General features: G+C 73.2%; 19 protein-coding genes. 11 read left to right on the plus strand and 8 right to left on the minus strand.

Translation table 11 applies throughout. The features are described 5' to 3' along the window. Positions 1-7: 7 nt before the first annotated feature. On the plus strand, positions 8-973 hold the full coding sequence (locus tag ABD466_RS20665) for a thiamine-phosphate kinase (RefSeq protein ID WP_344658754.1): 966 nt from the start codon (positions 8-10) through the stop codon (positions 971-973). Positions 974-993: 20 nt separating this feature from the next. Here the strand turns inward: ABD466_RS20665 and ABD466_RS20670 are convergent, their stop codons facing one another. Then, on the minus strand, positions 994-2,376 hold the full coding sequence (locus tag ABD466_RS20670; protein WP_344658755.1) for an MFS transporter: 1,383 nt from the start codon (positions 2,374-2,376) through the stop codon (positions 994-996). Between the two features lie 107 nt (positions 2,377-2,483). Between ABD466_RS20670 and ABD466_RS20675 the strand changes: the two genes are divergently transcribed. After that, positions 2,484-2,771 carry a Dabb family protein gene (locus ABD466_RS20675; protein ID WP_344658756.1) on the plus strand — a complete coding sequence of 96 codons (288 nt, stop codon included), beginning with the start codon at positions 2,484-2,486 and terminating at the stop codon, positions 2,769-2,771. Positions 2,772-2,814: 43 nt separating this feature from the next. Here ABD466_RS20675 and ABD466_RS20680 read toward each other — a convergent pair whose 3' ends face one another. Beyond that, the gene (locus ABD466_RS20680; RefSeq protein ID WP_425558691.1) at positions 2,815-3,105 is read right to left on the minus strand and encodes a YciI family protein; all 291 of its coding nucleotides are present in this window, start codon (positions 3,103-3,105) and stop codon (positions 2,815-2,817) included. Between the two features lie 94 nt (positions 3,106-3,199). Here ABD466_RS20680 and ABD466_RS20685 point away from each other — a divergent pair, with 94 nt between their 5' ends. From ABD466_RS20685 to thiD, 3 genes are read left to right on the plus strand one after another with little or no spacing between them, the layout of a single operon-like run. Then, a complete protein-coding gene (locus tag ABD466_RS20685; RefSeq protein ID WP_344658757.1) occupies positions 3,200-4,102 on the plus strand; it encodes a LysR family transcriptional regulator in 903 nt (300 codons plus the stop codon). A gap of 35 nt (positions 4,103-4,137) precedes the next feature. Then, a complete protein-coding gene (locus ABD466_RS20690; protein WP_344658837.1) occupies positions 4,138-4,635 on the plus strand; it encodes a GNAT family N-acetyltransferase in 498 nt (165 codons plus the stop codon). 26 nt (positions 4,636-4,661) lie between these two features. Continuing rightward, the gene (thiD, locus tag ABD466_RS20695; RefSeq protein WP_344658758.1) at positions 4,662-5,474 is read left to right on the plus strand and encodes a bifunctional hydroxymethylpyrimidine kinase/phosphomethylpyrimidine kinase; all 813 of its coding nucleotides are present in this window, start codon (positions 4,662-4,664) and stop codon (positions 5,472-5,474) included. A gap of 258 nt (positions 5,475-5,732) precedes the next feature. On the opposite strand, the gene egtD is transcribed toward thiD, so the two are convergent. The 5 genes from egtD to rpmB form a co-directional block, all read right to left on the minus strand. Further along, on the minus strand, positions 5,733-6,704 hold the full coding sequence (gene egtD / locus ABD466_RS20700; protein WP_344658759.1) for an L-histidine N(alpha)-methyltransferase: 972 nt from the start codon (positions 6,702-6,704) through the stop codon (positions 5,733-5,735). Further along, the gene (gene egtC, locus ABD466_RS20705) at positions 6,704-7,429 is read right to left on the minus strand and encodes an ergothioneine biosynthesis protein EgtC (RefSeq protein WP_344658760.1); all 726 of its coding nucleotides are present in this window, start codon (positions 7,427-7,429) and stop codon (positions 6,704-6,706) included. Before egtC ends, egtD begins: the two co-directional genes overlap by 1 nt. Further along, positions 7,429-8,763 carry an ergothioneine biosynthesis protein EgtB gene (gene egtB, locus ABD466_RS20710; RefSeq protein ID WP_344658761.1) on the minus strand — a complete coding sequence of 445 codons (1,335 nt, stop codon included), beginning with the start codon at positions 8,761-8,763 and terminating at the stop codon, positions 7,429-7,431. Before egtB ends, egtC begins: the two co-directional genes overlap by 1 nt. Next, on the minus strand, positions 8,760-9,851 hold the full coding sequence (locus ABD466_RS20715; protein ID WP_344658762.1) for a glutamate-cysteine ligase family protein: 1,092 nt from the start codon (positions 9,849-9,851) through the stop codon (positions 8,760-8,762). The genes egtB and ABD466_RS20715 overlap by 4 nt, the downstream gene beginning before the upstream one ends. Before the next feature lie 154 nt (positions 9,852-10,005). Next, positions 10,006-10,191, minus strand: coding sequence for a 50S ribosomal protein L28 (rpmB, locus tag ABD466_RS20720; RefSeq protein ID WP_194909835.1), 186 nt, complete (start codon positions 10,189-10,191; stop codon positions 10,006-10,008). A 280-nt stretch (positions 10,192-10,471) separates the two neighbouring features. On the opposite strand from rpmB, the gene ABD466_RS20725 reads away from it, so the two are divergent. The 5 genes from ABD466_RS20725 to ABD466_RS20745 all read left to right on the plus strand — a co-directional run bounded on the left by ABD466_RS20725 (position 10,472) and on the right by ABD466_RS20745 (position 17,203). After that, entirely contained in the window at positions 10,472-12,475 is a 2,004-nt protein-coding gene (locus tag ABD466_RS20725) for a DAK2 domain-containing protein (RefSeq protein WP_344658763.1), read from the plus strand. 19 nt (positions 12,476-12,494) lie between these two features. After that, positions 12,495-14,711, plus strand: a complete 2,217-nt coding sequence (gene recG, locus ABD466_RS20730) for an ATP-dependent DNA helicase RecG (RefSeq protein ID WP_344658764.1) — start codon at positions 12,495-12,497, stop codon at positions 14,709-14,711. A gap of 88 nt (positions 14,712-14,799) precedes the next feature. After that, on the plus strand, positions 14,800-15,408 hold the full coding sequence (rsmD, locus tag ABD466_RS20735) for a 16S rRNA (guanine(966)-N(2))-methyltransferase RsmD (RefSeq protein ID WP_344658765.1): 609 nt from the start codon (positions 14,800-14,802) through the stop codon (positions 15,406-15,408). Positions 15,409-15,425: 17 nt separating this feature from the next. Next, complete coding sequence (gene coaD / locus ABD466_RS20740) at positions 15,426-15,923, plus strand: pantetheine-phosphate adenylyltransferase (RefSeq protein ID WP_344658838.1); 498 nt, start codon at positions 15,426-15,428, stop codon at positions 15,921-15,923. A gap of 95 nt (positions 15,924-16,018) precedes the next feature. After that, a complete protein-coding gene (locus ABD466_RS20745; protein WP_344658766.1) occupies positions 16,019-17,203 on the plus strand; it encodes a hypothetical protein in 1,185 nt (394 codons plus the stop codon). 94 nt (positions 17,204-17,297) lie between these two features. On the opposite strand, the gene ABD466_RS20750 is transcribed toward ABD466_RS20745, so the two are convergent. Beyond that, positions 17,298-19,310, minus strand: coding sequence for a DUF8189 domain-containing protein (locus tag ABD466_RS20750; RefSeq protein WP_344658767.1), 2,013 nt, complete (start codon positions 19,308-19,310; stop codon positions 17,298-17,300). 200 nt (positions 19,311-19,510) lie between these two features. Between ABD466_RS20750 and ABD466_RS20755 the strand changes: the two genes are divergently transcribed. Beyond that, positions 19,511-20,482, plus strand: a complete 972-nt coding sequence (locus tag ABD466_RS20755; protein WP_344658768.1) for a hypothetical protein — start codon at positions 19,511-19,513, stop codon at positions 20,480-20,482. Positions 20,483-20,689: the final 207 nt, after the last annotated feature.

The raw sequence follows: 20,689 nt of genomic DNA on the forward strand, positions 1-20,689 counted from the left end.
TTGCGCCGTGGAGACGATCGACGACGTCGGCGAGTTCGGGCTGATCGCCCGGATCCAGGCGCGCCTGCCCCTGACCGAACCCGGCCCCGCCGGAGGCGAGGTGCTGGTGCCCTCCGGCGACGACGCCGCCGTGCTGGCCATCCCCGACGGCCGTCTGGTCACCAGCACCGACCTGCTGCTCGAGGGCCGCCACTTCCGCCGCGACTGGTCCAGCGCCCGCGACGTCGGCCACAAGGCGGCGGCCCAGAACTTCTCCGACATCGCCGCGATGGGCGGCGTCCCCACCTCCCTGCTGCTGTCCCTGGTGCTGCCCGGCGACCTGCCGGTCGCCTGGGTCGAGGAGTTCGCCGACGGCGTCGCCGCCGAGTGCGCCCCGCTGGGCGCCGTCGTGGCCGGCGGCGACCTGGTCCGCGGCGACCTGATCACGATCTCGGTGACGGTGTTCGGCACGCTCGAGGGCCGCGCTCCGGTCCTGCGCTCGGGCGCGCGCCCCGGGGACGCGGTGTGCGTCGCCGGGCGCCTGGGCTGGTCGGCGGCCGGACTGGAACTGCTCGCGGCCGGTTCTCCCGGCGCGGGTGAAGCGGGGCCCGGCGGGAGTGAAGCGGACTTCCTGCTGGCCCACCGCCGCCCCGCCCCGCCCTACGCCGCCGGACCGGAGGCGGCCCGTGCCGGCGCCACCGCCATGCTCGACGTGAGCGACGGCCTGCTCGCCGACCTGGAGCACCTGGCGGTGGCCGGCCGCGTCGCGGTCGACGTCGAAAGCGCCCTGGTGCCCATCGCCCCCGGTCTGCGGCTGGACCAGGTCCTCACCGGGGGCGAGGACCACGCGCTGGTCGCGACCTTCGCCCCCGACGCCCCGCTCCCGGCCGGCTGGCGCCGCATCGGCTCGGTCCATGCGGGCCCGCCGGCGGTGACCGTCGACGGGAAGCCGTGGGACGGCCCCGGCGGGTTCAGCCACTTCGGCAAGTACTGATCTCACCCCCGAGGGACGGCTCACGCGCTCCGCCGCGTCATCCCCGTCAGGGCCAGCGCCGCGAGCGCCCCGACGGCCAGGGCGATCCCGGCCGCGTGCACACCGGCCAGGGTGCCGAGGACCGCGACGCCGAGAGCCGAGCCGGCCTGCCGGGCGGCGTTCAGGGCGCCCTGGCCGGTGGCGGCGAACCGCTGCGGGGTGGCCACGGCCATGTCGGCGGTGATGGACGGGATGGCGAGAGTGGTGCCGACGGCCAGCAACAGCTGCGCGCCGATCACCACGGCCAGCGAGGTGTGCGGGCCGACGGTGGCCAGGACCGCGCCGACGGCGATGTCGGCCACCAGGGCCAGCAGGATCAGCGGACGGGCGCCGAAACGGTGCGCGAGGCGGCTGGTGAAGAAGGGCAGCACACACATCGGCAGCATCAGGGGCAGGAACGCGACGCCGGTCGTGATCGGGCTCAGGCCCCGGACGTTCTCCAGCCACAGCGTCAGCGTGTAGAGCAGGCCGTAGAACACGTAGTTCGCCGCCACGGCCGCGACCAGGTTGGCGCGGATCCGGCCCAGGCGCAGCAGATCCGGCGGCAGCACCGGTGCCGCGACCCGGCGTTCGACCACCGCGACCGCGCCGAACGCGACGGCGGCCGCCGCCAGCGCCACCGCCGGCGCGGGCCGGGACCAGCCCTCGGTGCCCGCGTCGACCAGGCCGTAGGTCAGGGTGCTGAGACCCACGGTGAACAGCGCCAGCCCGGCGAGGTCGAACTGCCGCGGCTTCTCGGGACGGTGCGCGGACAGCCCGCGGGCCAGGAACCACGACGCCAGCGCGATCGGCGGGTTCACCAGGAACACCAGCCGCCAGCCGCCGGCCGCGACCAGGGCCCCGCCGAGCACCGGCCCGACGGCCAGGCCGATGCACGACAGACCGGCCCACGCGCCGATCGCCTTCGCGCGCTCCTTCATGTCCGGGTACAGCCCGGCCAGCAGCGCCAGCGAGGCCGGGACCATGCCGGCCGCCGCCCCGCCGAGCAGCGCGCGGCCGCCGATGAGCACGCCGGCGTTCGGAGCCGAGGCGCAGAACACGGATATCAGGCCGAACAGGGCCAGCGCGGTCTGGTACACCCGGCGCGCGCCCCACCGGTCGGCGACGGCGCCGGAGGCCAGCATCAGCCCCGCGAACACCACGGTGTAGGCGTCGACGGTCCACGGCAGCGCGGCGGCCGAGGCGTGCAGGTCGGTGCGGACGTCGGGGAGCGCGACGTTCAGGATCGAGGCGTCGAGCAGGACCATGAAGTTGCCGGCCACGATGCCGGTGAAGGCGGCGCGGGTCCGGCGGCGGGCGGGGCGGGCTTCGGGGCGGGGACCCGGACGGGTCCCGGGAACCGCGGCGGTATCGGTCAGTGCCATGGCTCGAGGGTGGCCGTCCGCGGGGTGATCCCGACAGGCCGGGTTTCCGATCGCGCCATCGGAGACTCCGATGGCGCGAACGATGGAGCCTGCGCGATGATCGGGGCGTGATCCGAAGCATCCTGCTCCTGAAATTCACCCCCGAAGCCACCGAGGCCCAGATCGACGCCTTCGCGGCGGCCTTGTCCGAGGTGCCGTTCGAGCGGCGCCGCCACTTCGAGTTCCACCGCGACGCCCGGCTGACGGACGACGCGATGGACGCGGCGGTCGTCGCCGACTTCGACGACGAGGAGGCCTACCGGGCCTGGACCGAAGACCCGGGCCACCACGAGGTGCGCAGCAAGTATCTCGACCCGATCCGCGCCCAGCGCGAACGGCTTCTGTACCGGATCTGAGGCCCGGGCCGGGTCTCGGGCCCCGGCCCGCGCGGGGTGGCGGTCAGCCGGCCGCCACCCACGGTCCCAGCACCGGCGTCCACTCGTTGATCCGTACCCGGCTCACCAGGTCGGCCTCGGCGAACGGGTCGTGCTCGAGCGTCGCCCGCAGCGCCGCCTCGTCCTCGGCCTCGAAGACCAGCAGGGCGCCGGTGCCGTTGGCCCACGGCCCGGACACCAACAGCCGCACCTCTCCCTGCTGGGCGGCGAGGAACGCGCGGTGCGCGGGCCGCACCTCGTCCCGCTTGGCGGTGTCGGCGGTGTAGACGTATTCGACGGCGAAGCGAGCCATCATGACCCCTTGGAAGTCCCAGTTCTGCGACGGTTCTGTCTCCGCACCGTACCCTGCGCGGCCTCCCTATCGGAGAAGCCGATGGCATGATGGCGGCATGGACACCCGACAGCTGCGTGCCTTCCTGGCCGTCGTCGAGACCGGCGGCATCTCCGCGGCCGCCGAGCAGCTCGGCTACGCGCAGTCCAGCGTCAGCGACCAGGTGCGGACCCTGGAGCGCGACCTCGGCGTGCCGGTGCTGAACCGGACCAGCGTCGGCACCGTGCCGACCGAGGCCGGACAGCGTCTGCTGCCGTACGCGCGGCGCCTGCTCGATCTGGACGGTGAGATGCGCCGCTGCGTCTCCGGACAGCGGCCGCTGTTGCGGATCGGCGCGTTGCAGTCGCTGGCCGACGAGTGGCTGCCGGAGGTGCTGACCGCCTTCGACCACGGTGCCGGCGGCCCCGACACCGCCGACGTCACGGTCACCGTCAGCAGTCGCGGCCGGCTGATGGAGGAGCTGAACGACGGCCGCCTGGACGCGGTCTTCACCCTGGACAGCGGCCCCGGCTACGACGGCCCCTCGGCGGTGGTCGGCTACGACCGCGTGGTGCTGGTGACGGCGCCCTCGCATCCGCTGGCCGCGATCCACCCGCTGACCCTCGACGACGTCAAGCGCTCCGAGTTCCTGGTGACCGAGATCGGCTGCATCTACCGGCAGTGCTTCGACGAGTTCGGCCGGGACGTGGGCCCGTCGTTGAAGATCGCTATGATCACCGGATCGCTGAACGCCTTGCGCCGCCTGGCGGTGAACGGCCGCGGCGCCGCCCTGCTGCCGAGGTTCTCGGTGCAGGCCGAACTGGATTCCGGGGACCTGGTGATGCTGGATCTGAAGGAGGGGCCGGTGCGGCTGACGGTCGAGGCGCGGTGGCGCGAAGGGCTCGGACCGGCCGCGGCGCCGTTGCGGGCGCTGGTGGAGCTGACGCAGCGGTTCAGCCCGGCGAGTTGGGCGATGGCGTGACGGCGGGGGACGAAACGGTCACCGTCCATGACACGCTGACGGTGGACGACGCCGTCATAGACGCCGCGCACGCGATCCTCGCCGATCTGGTCACCACGGGCGCGGCACTGGGATGGGTGGAGCCGCCGACCCGCGAGGAGATCGTCGAGCTGCTCGACAAGGTCTGCGCCGCGGCCCGGGCCGATGACGGAGCGCTGTTCCTGGCGTACATCGGCGAGCGCCTGGTGGGCCTCGGCTACTGGCTGCGCTACGCGCGCCCCACACACCGTCCGCATGCGGATCTGGAGAAGATCGCGGTCGCGCGCGAGGCCCAGGGCGCGGGCGTCGGGCGGCTGCTCACCGTCGCCCTGGTCGACAGCGCGCGGACGGCCGGGATCGAAGTCCTGACGCTCGACGCGCGCGGCGACAACGACAACGCGCTGCACCTTTACCGGACCCTCGGGTTCCGCGAGTACGGACGGCTGCCGGACTTCGTCGCGGTGGGGGAGCGCCGCTATGACAAGGTCTTCTACATGGTCGACTTCCGGGACTGAGCCCCGCAGCTCTTATGCTGATCGGCATGTCCGCTGCTTCCGCCCCGCCCCGCGTCCTCACGATCGCCGGGAGCGACTCCGGCGGCGGCGCCGGCATCCAGGCCGACCTGAAGACGATGCTCGCGCTCGGCGTGCACGGCATGTCGGCGCTCACCGCGATCACCGCGCAGAACTCGGTGGGGGTCCAGGACTTCTGGCCGCTGCCGATCGAGGCGGTGGAGCAGCAGTTCCGCTCGGTCGTGGACGACATCGGCGTGGACGCGGTGAAGACCGGAATGCTCGCGTCCGCGGAGCTGACGTCGGCGGTGGCGCGGCTGATCGGGACGCTGGCGCCGGAGGTGCCGGTGGTGGTCGACCCGGTGAGCGTCTCCAAGCACGGTGACGCGTTGCTGGCTGCGGACGCCCTGGACGCGCTGCGGGGCGAGTTGCTGCCGCGGGCGAAGGTCGTGACACCGAACCTCGACGAGGTGCGGCTGATCACCGGCCTGGACGTGACGAGCGAGGACGAGATGACCACGGCCGCCCGAGCCCTCGCGGCGCTCGGCCCGCGGTGGGTGCTGGTCAAGGGCGGCCACCTGAGCGACCAGCCGGAGTCGGTGGACCTGCTCGTCGGCCCGGATGGTGCCGAGATGTGGCTGCGCGCGCCCCGGCACGACAACCGGCACACGCACGGAACCGGCTGCACGCTGGCGAGCGCGATCGCTTCGCGCCTGGCGCTCGGCGACGACGTCCCGGCGGCTGTGCGCACGGCGAAGGATTACGTCACCGGCGGGATCAAGGCCGGGTTCCCGCTGGGGGCCGGGATCGGGCCGGTCGACCACGGGTGGCGGTGGCGCTGAAACCGCAGCGCGGCACCGGCAGTCTTGGCACGGGGGCGCGTGCGGCGGGATCGTAGCCGGGGCCGCGCTGCCCTGCCTGGATCAGACGGGTCGGCCAGGAGCGGCACTGAGCCGGTAGCGCCGCGCGTGCGATCTTGGCGCAAGGCGGGCGCAAGGGCCGCCGACTAGCTTCTTCACCGAGATCGCGAGAAGTCCGGGGAGACGGGACTGCCTACTCGCCGCTCCGGACTTCTCGCGTCATCTCTCAAGCGTCCGCGGTCAGATCCCTTCCGCGAGCGACAGCCCGAACCTGCCCTCGGAGTCGGTCCACCACTGCCGGAGGGCGAAGCCGGCCGCCGCGAGTTCCCTCTCGACTCCCTCGCGGTGGAACTTGGCCGAGATCTCGGTCCGGAGTTCCTCGCCGGCGTCGAAGGAGACGGTGAGGTCCAGGTCCTTGAGACGGACCAGCAGCGAGCGGCGGGCCCGCAGCCGCATCTCGATCCACTCCGCCTCCGCGTCCCACAGGGCCACGTGGTCGAAGTCGTCCGGATCGAAGTCCGCGGCCAGTTCGCGGTCCACGACGCGCAGCACGTTCTTGTTGAACTCCGCCGTCACGCCGGCCGCGTCGTCGTAGGCGGCGACCAGTGTGTCAGGGTCCTTCACCAAGTCCGTGCCGAGCAGCAGCCACTCGCCGGCGCGCAGGCCCGCCCGGACCCGGGACAGGAACACCGAGCGTTCCTCCGGCAGGAGGTTGCCGACGGTGCCGCCCAGGAAGGCCACGAGGCGCGGGCCCTCGGAGTCCGGGATCGCCAGGCGCTCCTCGAAGTCGGTCACGACCGCGTGGACGGTCAGGTCCGGGTAGCGCTTCTGGAGCTGGGCGCCGGACGCCAGCAGCGCGGCCTCGCTGACGTCGATCGGGTCGTAGCGGCGCAGGGTCCCGGCCGCCTGGAGCGCGTCCAGCAGCAGCGTGGTCTTGCTCGACGAGCCCGAGCCGAGTTCGGCGAGGGTCTCGGCGCGGGTCAGGGCCGCGATCTCGGAGGCGCGGGCGGCGAGGATCTCCCGCTCGGCCCGGGTCGGGTAGTACTCGGGGAGACGGGTGATCTCCTCGAACAGGTCGCTGCCGCGCGCGTCGTAGAACCACTTGGGCGGCAGCCACTTGGGATCGGCCGTCAGACCTTTGAGGACGTCGTCACGCAGGGCCGCCGCGAAGAAGTCCTCCGGGAGCCGCCGATCGATCTCGATACCGCTCATCAGGCCTGCACCGCCCCTTCCGTGTTCCAGGTGTGGACTCCCGCCGGGACCTCGGTCCAGCCGGGGGAGTCGTCGTACGGCTCCGACGCGACCACGGTGAAGCCGGGGCCGGTCAGGGCGCTGAGCGAGTCGCCGAAAATCGAGGCGACGATGGTCGTGCCGTCGGTGAGCAGCAGGTTCAGCCGGCTCCCGGCGAGCGCGCTGACGTCGGCGACGACCGTGGAGACCGCCTCGGCCATCCCGGCGCCCTCCCGCAGCCGCGCGCGGATCAGGGCCCAGACGAACGCCGAGTCCGTCCGGGCCTCCAGCTCCAGCAGGTCCGCCGCCGGGACGGTCCCGGCGAGCTTCGCCATCGAGCGCGGGTACCCGTCGACGGCGCCGTTGTGGCTGAACAGCCAGCCGTCGCCGGCGTAGGGCGCGGCCGCCTCCGTGCCGGTGGCCGCGCCGACCGTGGCGTCCCGGACCGCGGCCAGCACCGCGCCGCTGCGCGTCACCCGCGCGACGTCGGGAAACGAGGGATCGGCCCAGATCGGCCCGGACCGGCGGTAGCGCGCGGGCTCCGGATCGCCGTCGGCGAACCACCCGACGCCGAAGCCGTCGGCGTTCACCACGCCGTGCGTCTGCCGCCGCGGCTCCCAGCTCTGCCGGAAGAGGGAGTGCGGCGGGTCGATCAGCAGCGCCCGCAAGGACTGCGGCGGCCCCAGATAGGCCAGGTGCCGGCACATCAGAGCTCTCCGTCGCGGGCCGTCCGGAACCCCGAGAAGATCTGCCGCCGGATCGGGTAGTCCCAGTTCCGGAAGGTGCCCCGGCACGCCACCGGGTCGACGGCGAAGGAGCCGCCCCGCAGCACCTTGTAGGCCGGGCCGAAGAAGACCTCCGAGTACTCCCGGTACGGCCAGGCCGCGAAGCCCGGGTACGGCAGGAAGTCCGAGGAGACCCACTCCCAGACGTCGCCGATCAGCTGTCGCGCGCCGCTCGGTGCCGCGCCGGCCGCGTAGGAGCCGGCCGGTGCGGGCTGCAGGTGCGCCTGCCCGAGGTTCGCGTGCTGCGGCTCCGGGTCCTCGTCGCCCCAGGGGTAGCGGCGCGACCGGCCGCTGGCCGGGTCGTACCGGGCCGCCTTCTCCCATTCGGCCTCGGTCGGCAGACGGCGCCCCTTCCACGCCGCGTAGGCCTCGGCCTCGTAGAAGCTGACGTGCACGACCGGCTCGGCGGCCGGCACCGGCTCGGTCACCCCGAAACGGCGGCGCAGCCACTGGCCGTCCTCGTACGTCCAGTACAGCGGGGCGACCAGGCCGGCGCTTCGCCGGTGCTCCCAGCCCTCCGGCGACCACCAGCGCGGGTCGTCGTAGCCGCCGTCGGCGAGGAACTCCAGATACGCGCCGTTGGTGACCGGGGTGGTGTCCAGCCAGAAGCCCGCGACGTCCACCTCGTGCGCCGGGCGCTCGTTGTCCAGCGCCCAGGCCTCGGTGGAGGTGCCCATGGTGAACGGCCCGCCGGCCACGAACACCTCCGGCGGCAGCGCCAGCGCGTCGGGCCCGGGCGGCGGCGGGGCCGGACGGTGCAGGGCCGGCTCGCCGATCCGCAGCTGGTGCGTGATCAGCATGGTCTCGTCGTGCTGCTGCTCGTGCTGGGCGATCATGCCGAAGGCGAAGCCGCCCCGGCTCAGTTCCGCGTCGCCCCAGCGGGGTTGCTCCAACAGGTCCAGCACCCGGCCGCGCACCTCGTGCACGTACCGTCTCGCCTCGTCGGGCGGCAGCAGCGGCAGCGTCGGCCGCTCGGAGCGCGGGTGCTCGAAGGCGTCGTACAGCGGGTCGATCTCCGGGCGCATCGGCTCCCGGCCGCCCAGGTTGCGCAGGATCCACAGCTCCTCCTGGTTGCCGATGTGCGCCAGGTCCCAGACCAGCGGCGACATCAGCGGGGAGTGCTGGCGGACCAGGTCGGCGTCGTCGACCGAGCCGGTCAGGCCCTCGGTGCGGTGCCGGGCCCGTTCCAGGCTGCGGGCTATGTGCCCGGCGAGGTCTCCGGCTCCGGCGGTCGGGTCGTGTACGGGCGCTGTCATGGAAGCTCCTCCTCGGCGTAGCGCGCCACTTCGGCCGTCAGCGACTCCGGCGCGTCCATCCGCGGCAGGGCGGCGAGGGCGGCTTCGAAGCAGGCGGTGGCGGCTTTCCGGATCGGGGTCAGTTCGAGGGCGGCCCGGGCGTCGTCCGTCGCCCGGGCGTCGTGGAACAAGGCGGTGACGAGCGCGGTGGGCACCCGCCACAGATCGCCGGGCAGCGCGTCGAGCACCCGGAGCTCCAGGTGCCCCTGCGGCCGGACCGGCGGGAAGAGGGTGGTCAGATGGTAGGCGAGGTCGTCCAGCGTCGGCGCCCGGTCCTCGGCGGGGTCCAGGGTGCCGGCGGTGATCCACTCGCGGAAGGTGAGACCCGGGGGTGCGCTCCAGTCGGCGCCGTCCGGGCGCCGGACGCACAGCAGCTTGGCGTCCAGCGCGTACTGCGCGTACGCCGTGCGCGGGTCGGGGGAGTCCAGGGGAGGGGCCAGGGTGCGGCCCGGATCGAGGGCGGCCCACACGGCCGGCCGGTCGGTCCGGCAGAAGACCCAGGTGAGCACCGGGGAGAGCCGGTGGGCCAGGCGCCAGCGGGTGACGTAGCCGTCGGGGCCGTCGTGCTCGTGACCGGCGTCCAGGTTCACCTGGATCGAGGCCGTGGAGCACATCATCACGCGGCCGGAGCCGTTGTCGCGGTCGAAGAACCGCTCCATCGCGACATAGCGGGGGTGGTCGAGGACGCGTCGGGGAGGGTGGCCGGGCTCGTGGCCGATGCCGACGAGCTCGAGGCCTGCCTCCGAGGCCGACCGCCGCAGGAGGGCGAGATCCCGGTCCGTCGCGGCGATCAGGTCGCGGACCGAGCCGGCGGGGGAGGAGCTGAGCTCCCACTGGCCGCCGGGTTCCATCGAGAGGGTCCCGGACAGCGGCAGCGCGGCCGCCTCCGAGAAGGCCCGGATGAGCCGCTCCCGCTCGGGCAGGTGCCCCGGGCGGCGGGCGTCTCGGGGGAACCACTCCAGCTCCACGCCGACCCGGCTCGGCGGGCCGGTTTTGAAACAGATGCCCGAGATGTACTCGACGGCATCGTCCACCGTGATGAGGGTCATGCACTCCATCGTGACACGCGGTACTGACACAGTCGCGGTCCCGAGGCTTACGGTTCGCTGAACACGACGAACCGCAGGTCCGCCCTTGCCGGGCTGACCTGCGGTTCGAGGGTGTCACACGTTGTCGGGCGGTTACCGCCCGGCATTGAGCCGCTTAGCGCGCGACCTTGCCCGCCTTGATGCAGGAGGTACAGGCGTTCACTCGCTTCGGGGTCCCGTTCACCACCGCGCGCACGGTCTGGATGTTCGGGTTCCAGCGCCGCTTGGTCCGGCGGTGCGAGTGCGAGATGTTGTGGCCGAAGCCCGGCCCCTTGCCGCACACGTCGCAGTTGGCAGCCACTTCGATTCACCTCTACCGAGTCGTTGACGCTGCCGGTGGGGGGAACTGATCCTGCGGCTGCGTGCTTGCTTGAGTCCCGCCGTCGTCGGCGGGCAGGTTCCACGGCCAGGGGGCGGAGCCCGTCCTGGCAACCTGGTCAGAGTAGCCGAAGCGGGGGCCGTGACGCCAATCCGCCCGCCCGTCTCCCACCACCACCCGTCGAGGTGCTGCTTCGCGGCGCCGTATCCGATGCCGCACCATCGCGCGGATCCCCGGGCGCGACAGCGGTACCCTGGCCGCCATGCCCCCCACCGCCCCCCAGCCGCCGCCGTCCCCGGCCGCGGCCCCCGTCGACGCCGGCGCCCTGCGCCGCTGGGCCGGGGCGGCGCTGGCGGTGCTGGGAAGGCACCGCGAGGAGATCGACGCCCTCAACGTCTTCCCGATCGCGGACAGCGATACCGGCACCAACATGTACCTCACCTTCGAGGCGGCCTGCCGCGCCCTCGACGACCGCCTGGCCGCACCGGGGCCGGCGCCGTCGGTCCCGGAGGCCCTCCAGGCCCTGGCCCACGGCGCCCTGCTCGGCGCCCGGGGCAATTCCGGCGTGATCCTGAGCCAGCTGCTGCGCGGCGCCGCCAACGCCCGCTACACCGGCCCCGCGGTCGACGGCCCGGCCCTGGCCGCGGGCCTGCCGGCGGCCGCCGCGTCGGCGTACGACGCCGTGGCGCGCCCGGCGGCCGGGACGATCCTGTCAGTGGCGGGGGCGGCGGCGGAGGCGGCCTCGGCGGCTGTGGTGGCGATCGGAGAGCTGGCGGAGGGGCGGGCTGCGGGTGCTGCGGGACTGCGGGACCTGCCGTCGGCCGGTGGTTCGGCCGGTGGCTCTGGCGGTGGCCCCACTGGTGGTTCGCTCGACGGTTCGGCCGGTGGCTCCGCTAGCGGCTCGGTCGCCGAGTCGCCTGATGCCTCTGCTGGTCATGCGGCTGGCGGTGCCGAAGTTCATGGTGTTGCCGCGGACGTCGTGGTCGAAGCGGTGGATCCCGGTTCGGCGGCGCCCGGCCCCCCGCGTCCCCTCACGGCCAACGACTCCCTCGCCTACGTGGCCCAAGCCGCGGCGGCCGGCGCCCGGGTGGCGCTGGCCCGGACCCCCGAACAGCTCGACGTCCTGCGCCAGGCCGGCGTGGTCGACGCCGGGGGCCTCGGCCTGGTCGTGATCCTGGAGACGCTGGCCGCCTACACCGGGGGCGTCGATCCGCGCGGGGCGTTCCGGCAGCGCCGCCTGGCCGCCGTGGGCGCGGCCCGCGTCGTGGACCCCGTCCCGGCGGCGCGGCCGGAGCCCGAGTACGAGGTCATCTACCTGCTGGAGGCGTCCGACGCCGCGGTCGCCGGGCTGCGGCGCGAGCTCGACGAGTTCTGTGAGCGCGGCGGCGGCGACAGCCTGGTGGTCGTCGGCGGCGAGGGGCTGTGGCGGGTCCACGTGCACGTCGACGACGCCGGGTTCGCCGTGGAAGCCGGGCTCGCCGCCGGGCGGCCGCGGGACATCAAGATCACGCACCTGGCCTCGCAGCCCGCGCCGCATGCCGAGGTGCCGGTGGCGGTCGCCGGGGCCGGGGTGCCGGTGACGCGGCCGACGCGGGCCGTGGTCGCGGTCGCGTACGGCGAGGGCGTCGCCGCGCTGTTCGAGGAGTCCGGGGCGTACGTGCTGCGGGCCACCGCCGAGCGGCCGCCGAGCGCCGCCGACTTCGAGCGGGCCGTGGCGGCGACCCGGGCGGCCGAGGTGGTGCTGCTGCCCAACGGGGCCGAGACGGCCGTCGTGGCCGCCGCGGTGGCCGAGCGGCTGTCGGCCGGCCGGTACCCCGGCCATCCGCCGGTCCGCGTGGCGGCGGTGCCGGCGAAGGTGACCGTGCAGGCCATAGCGGCGCTCGCGGTGCACGAGCCGGCCCGGCGCTTCGACGCCGACGTGGTGGCCATGACCGCCGCGGCCGGGGCCACCCGGTACGGGGCGATCGAGGTGGCCGCCACCGAGGCCTGGACGATGGCCGGGGTGTGCCGTCCCGGGCAGGTCATGGGGCACGTCGAGAACGACGTCGCGCTGATCGAGGACGACCAGGCGACGGCCGCGGCCTCGGTGGTGGAGCGGATGTTGTCGGCGGGCGGTGAGATGGTGACCTTGGTGGTCGGGGACGGTGCCGAGCCGGGGATGTCCGAGGCCGTCGCCGACCGTCTGCGGGAACGCCATCCGGTCGTGGATGTCGTGGTGTACGAGGGCGGGCGGACCGGCTACCCGCTCCTGATCGGCGTCGAGTGACCCCGGAGGTGTCCGAGCCATGGGCATCCGCCTGGACGTGCCCCTGACCAAGGCGGTCGGCGACCGCACCGCCAAGGTGCTGCGCACCGCCCTGGGCCTGGAGACCGTCAACGACCTGCTGCGCCACTACCCGCGCAAGTACGTCAAGCGCGGGCAGCTGACCGAGCTGTCCGAGCTCGAGCCGGGCACCGAGGCCACGATCGTGGCGCAGGTCACCAAGGTCAGCCGGCGGGCGATGGCGGCCCGGCGCGGCCAGATGCTGACCATCGAGGTGCGGGACTCCGCCGACACCGCCGTGGAGATCACCTTCTTCAACCCGCGCGCGGCCAACGCCCTGAAGCCCGGGATGCTCGGCATGTTCGCCGGCAAGGTCGGCGAGTACCACGGCAGGATCCAGATGACGAACCCGGAGTTCGCCAAGCTGGACGCGGACTCCGACGAGGCCGGCGACACCGACGTCGACAACTGGGCCGGCGAGCTGATCCCGCTCTACCCGGCGTCCGGGGGCCTGCCGTCCTGGAAGATCGCCCGCTGCGTCCGCATGGTCATGGACCAGCTGGACGCCGACCCCGAGGACGACCCGCTGCCCCGGCCGGTGCGGGCCCGCCAGGGGCTGCTCCCGCTGACCGAGGCCCTCCGCCGGATCCACCGCCCCGACGACTGGCCGGAGATCGCCGTCGCCCGCAAGCGCCTGAAGTGGGACGAGGCGCTGCCCATGCAGGTGGTGCTGGCCCAGCGGCGGGAGGCTCTCAAGGCGTTGCCGGCCAAGCCCCGCAAGCGGGTCCCCGGCGGTCTGCTCGACGCCTTCGACGACGCCCTGCCGTTCCAGCTCACCGCCGGGCAGCGCCAGGTCGGCGAGGAGATCGAGCGGGACCTGGCCTCCGTGCACCCGATGCACCGGCTGTTGCAGGGCGACGTGGGCTCCGGCAAGACGATGGTCGCGCTGCGGGCCATGCTCGCGGTGGCCGACGCCGGCGGCCAGGCCGTGCTGCTGGCCCCCACCGAAGTGCTGGCGCAGCAGCACCACCGCTCCATCGTGCAGATGCTGGGCGCGGCGGCCGACGTGCCGGCGGACCTGTTCTCGGAGATCCCGGTCGCCGAACCCGGACGCAAGCAGGTCAAGGTCGCCCTGCTGACCGGGTCGCAGAACGCGAAGGAGCGCCGGCAGAACCTGCTGGACGCGGCCTCCGGCGCGGCCGGCATCGTGGTCGGCACGCACGCCGTGATCCAGGACCGCGTCCAGTTCGCCGACCTCGGCCTGGTCGTCATCGACGAGCAGCACCGGTTCGGCGTCGAGCAGCGCGACGCGCTGCGCGCCAAGGGCGAGGACCCGCCGCACGTCCTGGTCATGACCGCGACACCGATCCCCCGCACCATCGCGATGACCGTCTTCGGCGACCTGGAGACCTCGATCCTGTCCGAGCTCCCGGCCGGCCGCTCGCCGATCGCCACCCACGTGGTGGCCGCGCACGAGCACCCGTCGCACTTCACCCGCGTCTGGGAGCGGATCCGCGAGGAGGTGGCGGCGGGTCACCAGGCCTACGTGGTCTGCCCGCGCATCGGCGAGGCCGACGAGGTCGCCGACGACGGCTCCGACCTCGTCTCCGAGCCCGGCCAGCAGCGCCCGCCGCTGGCCGTGGTCGACGTGGCGGCCCGACTGGCCGAGGGCCCGCTGCGCGGGCTCCGCGTCGGCGTGCTGCACGGTCGCCTGGCGCCGGACGAGAAGGACGCCGTGATGCGCGCCTACGCCGGGCACGAGCTGGACGTCCTGGTCGCCACCACGGTCATCGAGGTCGGCGTGAACGTCCCGAACTCCACCGTGATCGTGGTGATGGACGCCGACCGCTTCGGCGTGTCGCAGCTGCACCAGCTGCGCGGCCGGGTGGGCCGGGGACAGTGGGCCGGCCTGTGCCTGCTGGTCACCGAGTCGCCCGAGGGCAGCCCGGCCCGCGAGCGGCTGGCGGCCGTCGCCTCCACCCTCGACGGCTTCGAGCTGTCGAAGATCGACCTCGCCCTGCGCAAGGAGGGCGACGTCCTCGGCGCCTCGCAGTCCGGCTACCGCTCCTCGCTGAAGCTCCTCAGCGTCATCGAGGACGAGGACGTCATCCGCGCCGCCCGCGAGGAGGCCACGCCGCTGGTCGCGGCGGACCCGGAGCTCGCCGGGCATCCCGCGCTCGCCGGGACGGTGGCCGCCTTGCTGGACACCGAGCGCGCGGAATACTTGGGCAAGACCTGAGAACCGGCCGCCTGCCGGACAGCTCGCCGGCCGGCTCGAAGGCCGACTCCCGGACCGCCAGCTCGATCGACCGAAAGCCCCGTCACCCATGACCCGCATCATCGCCGGAGCCGCCCGTGGCCGCCGCCTGGCGGTCCCGCCCGGCGACGGCACCCGCCCCACCGGCGACCGGGCCCGCGAAGGCTTGTTCTCGGCGCTCGAGGCCGAGTTCGGCGGCCTGTCCGGACTGTCCGTCCTCGACCTTTTCGCCGGCTCCGGCGCCCTGGGCCTGGAGGCGCTGTCGCGCGGGGCGCGAGCGGTCCTGCTCGTCGAGGCCGACCGGCGGGTCACCCAGCTGATCAGCAGGAACGTCGCCACCGTCGGCCTGCCCGGCGCCCGCGTCGTCACCGACCGCGCCGAGCGCGCCGCCGCCGCGGCGCCGCCCGCCGAAGCCCCGTTCGACCTGGTCCTGCTGGATCCCCCGTACGCGGTACCCGACGCCGCCGTGGTGACCATCCTCACAGCCCTCGGCGAGGGCGGCTGGCTCGCCCCGGACGCCGTCGCCGTCCTCGAACGTTCCTCGCGGGACGCCGATTTCCCCTGGCCACCGGGTTATGAGGCGACGCGGAGCAAGAGCTACGGGGAGGCCCGCATGAACTTCGCGGTCTGGTACGTTCGCGGCGCGCCCCCCACCGGACCCCTCGAACAGCCGGAGTGAACATGGCCGAGCCCGTCATCCGCCGCGTCGTCTGTCCCGGGTCCTTCGACCCGATCACCAACGGACACCTGGACATCATCGGCCGCGCCTCGCAGCTGTTCGACGAGGTGTTCGTGGCGGTCGGGGTGAACGCCGGCAAGGCCGGGGGCCTGTTCACCGTCGACGAGCGCATGGACCTGGTGCGCCGGGTGACCGCCGACTACGGCAACGTGCGGGTCGAGCCGATCGAGGGCCTGCTGGTCGACTTCTGCGCCCGGCACGGGATCCGCGCCAGCATGAAGGGCCTGCGCGCGGTGAGCGACTACGAGTACGAACTCCAGATGTCGCACATGAACCACCGGCTGGCCGGCATCGAGACGTTGTTCGTGGCCTCCAACCCGCTGTACAGCTACCTGTCCTCCTCGCTCCTGAAGGAGGTCGCGGCGCTCGGCGGGGACGTCTCCGGACTGGTCCCCGACCTGGTGCTTTCGGCCCTCACCGACCGTCTGGCTGAACGCAAGGCCAAGTCCGCGTAGCCTTTGCGCTGAAACCCGTGCGCGGGACGGAAGCAGAAACCGATCGGATGCCGACAGACGGGGCGGTCCCGCGCCGCCGAAGGAGCGTGTGAGAAGTGGCCACGAGCGACCGCTTGGAGCAGATGGTCGGGGACTTGGCGCAGATCGTGGAGAACGCCAAGGCCGTCCCCATGTCCGCCTCGTGCGTGATCAACCGCGCCGAGGTGATGGAGATACTGCACGAGCTCGCCGAGGGCCTGGCCCAGGAGCTGGCGGAGTCGCGGCGCCTGGTGGCCGAGCGCGAAGAGGTGATAGCCCAGGCCCGCCGGGACGCCGCCGAGCACATCGAGGCCGCCCGGCGCGAGCGCGGCAGCATGCTGTCCGGCACCGAGATGGGCCGGGAGGCCGAGCGGATCCGCGGGGCCGCTCTGGAGGAGGCGCGGCGCATCCGCGAGGACGCCGACAACTACGTCGACGACAAGCTCGCCAACTTCGAGGTGGTGCTCACCAAGACGCTGCAGGCGGTGGGCCGGGGCCGGGCCAAGATGGCCGGCAAGGACCCGATGGAGGAGCTGGGCCAGCACGTCCTGGAGCAGGACGCGGTCGAGGCCGCGACCCGGCCGGAGTACGACTTCTCCGAGCGCGACGACCACGTCGGCGCCGGCTATCCGCGCGAGGGGGGCTCCCGCGGCGACTACAACACCGGCGAGTACCCGCAGTACACCGACGAGGCGTACGAGCAGCAGAACGGCTACCAGAACCAGCCCTCCTACCAGGAGGCGCCGTCCTACCAGGAGACCTCGTCCTACCAGGAGACCTCGGCGTACCAGGAAGCCGCGTACCAGGAGGCCGCGTACGCGCAGCCGGAGGACGCCTACAACCCGGGTTCGTACGGGCTGCCCGAGCCGGAGCTGTCCCGGGAGTTCGCGCAGGCGGACATGAGCGGGGTGTTCCAGCGGCCGGACTTCTCCCAGGACTACCCGCCGCAGGAGTACCAGCAGCCGGCCCCGGTCGCGGTCGGCTACGGCTACGAGGACCAGAACGGCGCGTACAACTACGCGGACCCGGCGGCGGTGCCGTACCCGGTCCAGCCCTACGGCGCGCAGTACGACCAGCAGGGCTACCACACCGGCGAGTACCCCTCCTACCAGCAGGAGGACCCGTACGCGCAGCAGCAGGGCCAGCACCCCTCGCACCAGACCCACCCCGGCCAGCAGCAGGGGCAGCCGGAGGCCACCGGCTTCTTCGACACCGGGATGATCGACGTGCGCCAGTTCCGGGACGACCCGTACCAGCGGTGACGACCGGCTGACCGGCTCAGCCTCAACGAAAGCGGCCCGTCGCCCGGCATCTGCCGGGCGACGGCCCGCTCGCTTCGGACGGGCTCGCGCGGGCTCAGCTCCCGGCCAGCTGCCACCCGCCGAACGGGCTGTCCGTGCCGGCCGCGGTCTGCCGGTTGACGTGCAGGGTCCCGTCCAGCTCGATGGCCAGCACCACCAGCCGCCCGGTGGAGTCCACGGTCAGCGCCGGCGCTCCGACGATGACGCTCCCCAGGTCCGGCCAGGTGTTCGAGAACCCGACGTTCGGGCCGGTCTGCGACACCATGCTGACCCCGCCTCCGGCGTTGCGGACCGCGAGCGAGATCCGCCCGTCGCCGGGGACCGCCGCCGCGACGCTCTCCAGGGTGTTCGGACTGTTGGCGAGTAGTCCAGGCGAACCGGTCCACGCGCCGTCGGCCTGGGTCCACTGGGTGGCGACCACAGGGTTGTCGGGGTTCACGTAGAAGATCTCCGCCCGGCCGTCGGCGTTGTTCGCCATGGAGACCTGGACCTTCCCGAGCACCGTCGAGGTCAGCGGTCCGGAGTCCTGGGCCCAGAGCGCGGACGAGTTCTGCTTCCAGTGCAGGATGCCGCTTCCGGCCGGGGCGAACAGCTCCCCGGCACCGCTGCCGGCCCGGCCCACGGCCAGATCGTTGCGCACCTGCCAGCCCCCGAGGTCGGCCCACTCGTCCGGCCAGGACTGGCCGGGGTTCAGGGTCTTGGCGCTCACCCCGGTGCCCCGGTTGCGGACGAACACGGTGACGTTGTTGTTCGACTCGGTCAGCGTGGCCGGGTCGCCCACGAGCGTGGGGTCCTCGGGGTTCGGGTTGCCCAGGGAGGTCCAGGGCCCCCAGGACCCCGGCGCGGTCTGCACGACCGTCATCACCTGATAGTCCGCCAGCCGGATCGTGGTCACCCGCAGCATGCCGGAGGGATCCCGGGTCACCGCCAGCGTCGCGGCCATCCCGGTGCCGCCGGGCAGCGGCACCGGGCCGGTCCACGAGCCGGGCGCGCTCTCGGTCCAGACCTGGATCTGGCTGTCCGCCACGGCGAAGGCGGTGAGCCGGCCGTTCGCGTCCTGCCCGGTCCAGACCGCGCCGTTCGGCCAGCGCGAGTACTGGCGGCTGTAGAACGGCGTGTAGAACGAGTTGTCAGGATCCGGCGAGGTGTCGAAGAGCCCGTGGTACTGACCGGGGATGTCGCCGCGGTCCGGGCCCAGGTAGCTCAGGAAGTCGTTGTGCTTGAGCCCGGAGTTGTAGGCGTCGACGTCCGCCTGTTCGTTGCTGATGTCGTAGTCCTGGTACGACCGCAGCACGACGTGGTGATCGCCGCCGGGGCCGTGGTAGGCCGCGACCGAGTCCAGGGTGAAGCCGCCGGCGCCCAGGTGGTCGGAGTTGCCGGGATCGCTGGCGAACCGGTGCGCGTCCATGCCGTAGACGACCGTCGCGTTGTAGTGCTCGTACAGGGCCGTCAGCGACGCGGTCAGCTCGGCCTTGGTGTAGGTCTGGTCGGCGTACTCCGACTCGCAGTCCGAGCCGCCGTCGTCGGGCATCGTCCCCATCGTCGACTCGTGCCAGCCGGTGGTCTCGCCTCGCAGGTAGAGATCGTCGAGCACCGCCTGCTGGTTCCCGCTGCCGGGGTAGTTGCCGTCGCCGGCCTCGTGCAGCTTGAAGAACACCAGCTTCACCTGCGGCGCCTGGTCCAGCGTGTCCTCCTCGGCCACCTTGCCCGCGAATGTCATCGGTGTCCTGGTCCAGGTCGGGTCTTGCACCCCGGCCAGCGCGGCGGCCGCGGCCCGGGCCCCCTTGTCGCGGCTCTCACCGTATGCGCAGGTGCTGTCGAACGCCTGGCCGGGCCCCACCTCGGTGGTGGACCCGCCAGCGGTGAGGAACACGGTGACGGTCGGGAAGTCGTACAGCTTCCGGATGTCGGGGTTGAAGAACAGGATCGAGTCGTCTTGGTGGGCTACGACCTGGACCACCGTAGGCGGCGCTGCGAACGTGTCGGCGCGGGCCGGGGCCGGCGTGAGGCCGAGAGCGGCGGTCGCGACCGCCAGCAGCATGGAACGGGTTTTTGTGAGAGGGCGCAAGGTGGTCCTTCTCCTCTGCAGGATACGAAGATTCGACATCATCCGTACACCTTTGAGGGGATCCTCGGCGGCACCCAACACCGAATATTCGGAACAGTTTGTGGCAAAACACTCATACGGCGCATTAAGACTTGAAGGCGACCGGTTACCGGTAGTCCAGTGGGCTTCGACACTGCCGAATCGTGATCGGAGGAATCGCCGTGTGTGAGGGAACGAAGACTGGCGCCGCCCGGCGCCTGGCCACAGCCGCCGGAACCGCCGCGGTCGCCCTGGCCGGGGCGTGGGCCCCGCCCGCGCCCGCGTCGGCGTCGGCGTCGAGCACGCAGACCTTTACCCAGGACGGGACGTTCACCGTCCCGGCCGGCGTCACGTCGTTGACGGTCAAGGTGGTCGGCGCCGGAGGCGGCGGGGGCGGCGACAGCTTCCAGTCCGGAATCAGCTCGTGGGGCGGAGGCGGCGGCGGAGGCGGCTCGATCATGGAGTGCGTGCTGCCGGTGACCCCGGGCCAGACCTTCAACGTGGTCGTCGGCGGTGCCGGCGGCCGCGGTTCGTCGCAGGGCGCCGCCGCGGTGGACGCCACACCCGGCGGCGGCGCCGGAGGCGGGGCCGAGGGCCGGAACGGTCAGGCCGAGGGCTCCAACGGCCGCCACGGCCATAGAGGGACCGGAGGCGGTGGCGGCGGCGGCGGGGCGAACGGCTTCCGCACCGAGCACGGGCCGCACGGCGGGAACGGCGGGGCCGGCGCCAGCGTGGTCGACGGCAAGGCCATCCCCGGCGGCCGCGGGGCGACGGACGTCTTCCCGGGCGGTGGCGGCGGCGGCGGAGGCGGCGCCAGCAGCTTCGCGAACAGCGATCTGAGCACCTACGTCTACGCCTCCGGCGGGGGAGGCGGCGCGGCCGGCTCGGTCGGGTTCGAGGACGGTGGCGCGGGCGGCTTCCCCGGCCTCGGCGGCCGGGCCGGCGGCTGCCGGTCGCAGGGCCACGATCTGAACGGCACGTTCACGCCGGGCGGCGACGCCGACTACGGCTCCTCGCGCAACAGTTCGACCGCCTCACAGGGCGGTCCGGGCGGCGCCGGGAGTCCGGAGGGGTACGGCCGCGGCGGCGACGGCGGCGGCGGCTCTCAGAGCTCCGGGGCCGGCGCGGACGGTGCGGTGGAGGTCACATACTGAGGCACAGCTAGGGAAGGATGCGGAGCAGCCGAAGCGGGGCAGGTGACGGGCCCCAACGCATGACTCGGGAAGGATGCGGAGCAGCCGAAGCGGGGCAGTCGTAGGGACAGTTTGGACGGCGCCCCGACGCTCGGCTATCGTGGATGTCTGCCTGACGGCCGAACGGCTGACGCACGCCTTCGACTTGGGTTTCCATCACACGACGAT

The sequence above is a fragment of the Catenulispora subtropica genome (assembly GCF_039531675.1).
Lineage (GTDB): Bacteria > Actinomycetota > Actinomycetes > Streptomycetales > Catenulisporaceae > Catenulispora > Catenulispora subtropica.

Excerpts from the sequence above, each read along its gene's own strand:
- ABD466_RS20670 (WP_344658755.1), bottom strand. The coding sequence starts at position 2,376 with ATGGCACTGACCGATACCGCCGCGGTTCCCGGGACCCGTCCGGGTCCC.
- ABD466_RS20680 (WP_425558691.1), bottom strand. The coding sequence starts at position 3,105 with ATGATGGCTCGCTTCGCCGTCGAATACGTCTACACCGCCGACACCGCC.
- ABD466_RS20685 (WP_344658757.1), top strand. The coding sequence starts at position 3,200 with ATGGACACCCGACAGCTGCGTGCCTTCCTGGCCGTCGTCGAGACCGGC.
- thiD (WP_344658758.1), top strand. The coding sequence starts at position 4,662 with ATGTCCGCTGCTTCCGCCCCGCCCCGCGTCCTCACGATCGCCGGGAGC.
- egtD (WP_344658759.1), bottom strand. The coding sequence starts at position 6,704 with ATGAGCGGTATCGAGATCGATCGGCGGCTCCCGGAGGACTTCTTCGCG.
- egtC (WP_344658760.1), bottom strand. The coding sequence starts at position 7,429 with ATGTGCCGGCACCTGGCCTATCTGGGGCCGCCGCAGTCCTTGCGGGCG.
- egtB (WP_344658761.1), bottom strand. The coding sequence starts at position 8,763 with ATGACAGCGCCCGTACACGACCCGACCGCCGGAGCCGGAGACCTCGCC.
- ABD466_RS20715 (WP_344658762.1), bottom strand. The coding sequence starts at position 9,851 with ATGACCCTCATCACGGTGGACGATGCCGTCGAGTACATCTCGGGCATC.
- ABD466_RS20725 (WP_344658763.1), top strand. The coding sequence starts at position 10,472 with ATGCCCCCCACCGCCCCCCAGCCGCCGCCGTCCCCGGCCGCGGCCCCC.
- recG (WP_344658764.1), top strand. The coding sequence starts at position 12,495 with ATGGGCATCCGCCTGGACGTGCCCCTGACCAAGGCGGTCGGCGACCGC.
- rsmD (WP_344658765.1), top strand. The coding sequence starts at position 14,800 with ATGACCCGCATCATCGCCGGAGCCGCCCGTGGCCGCCGCCTGGCGGTC.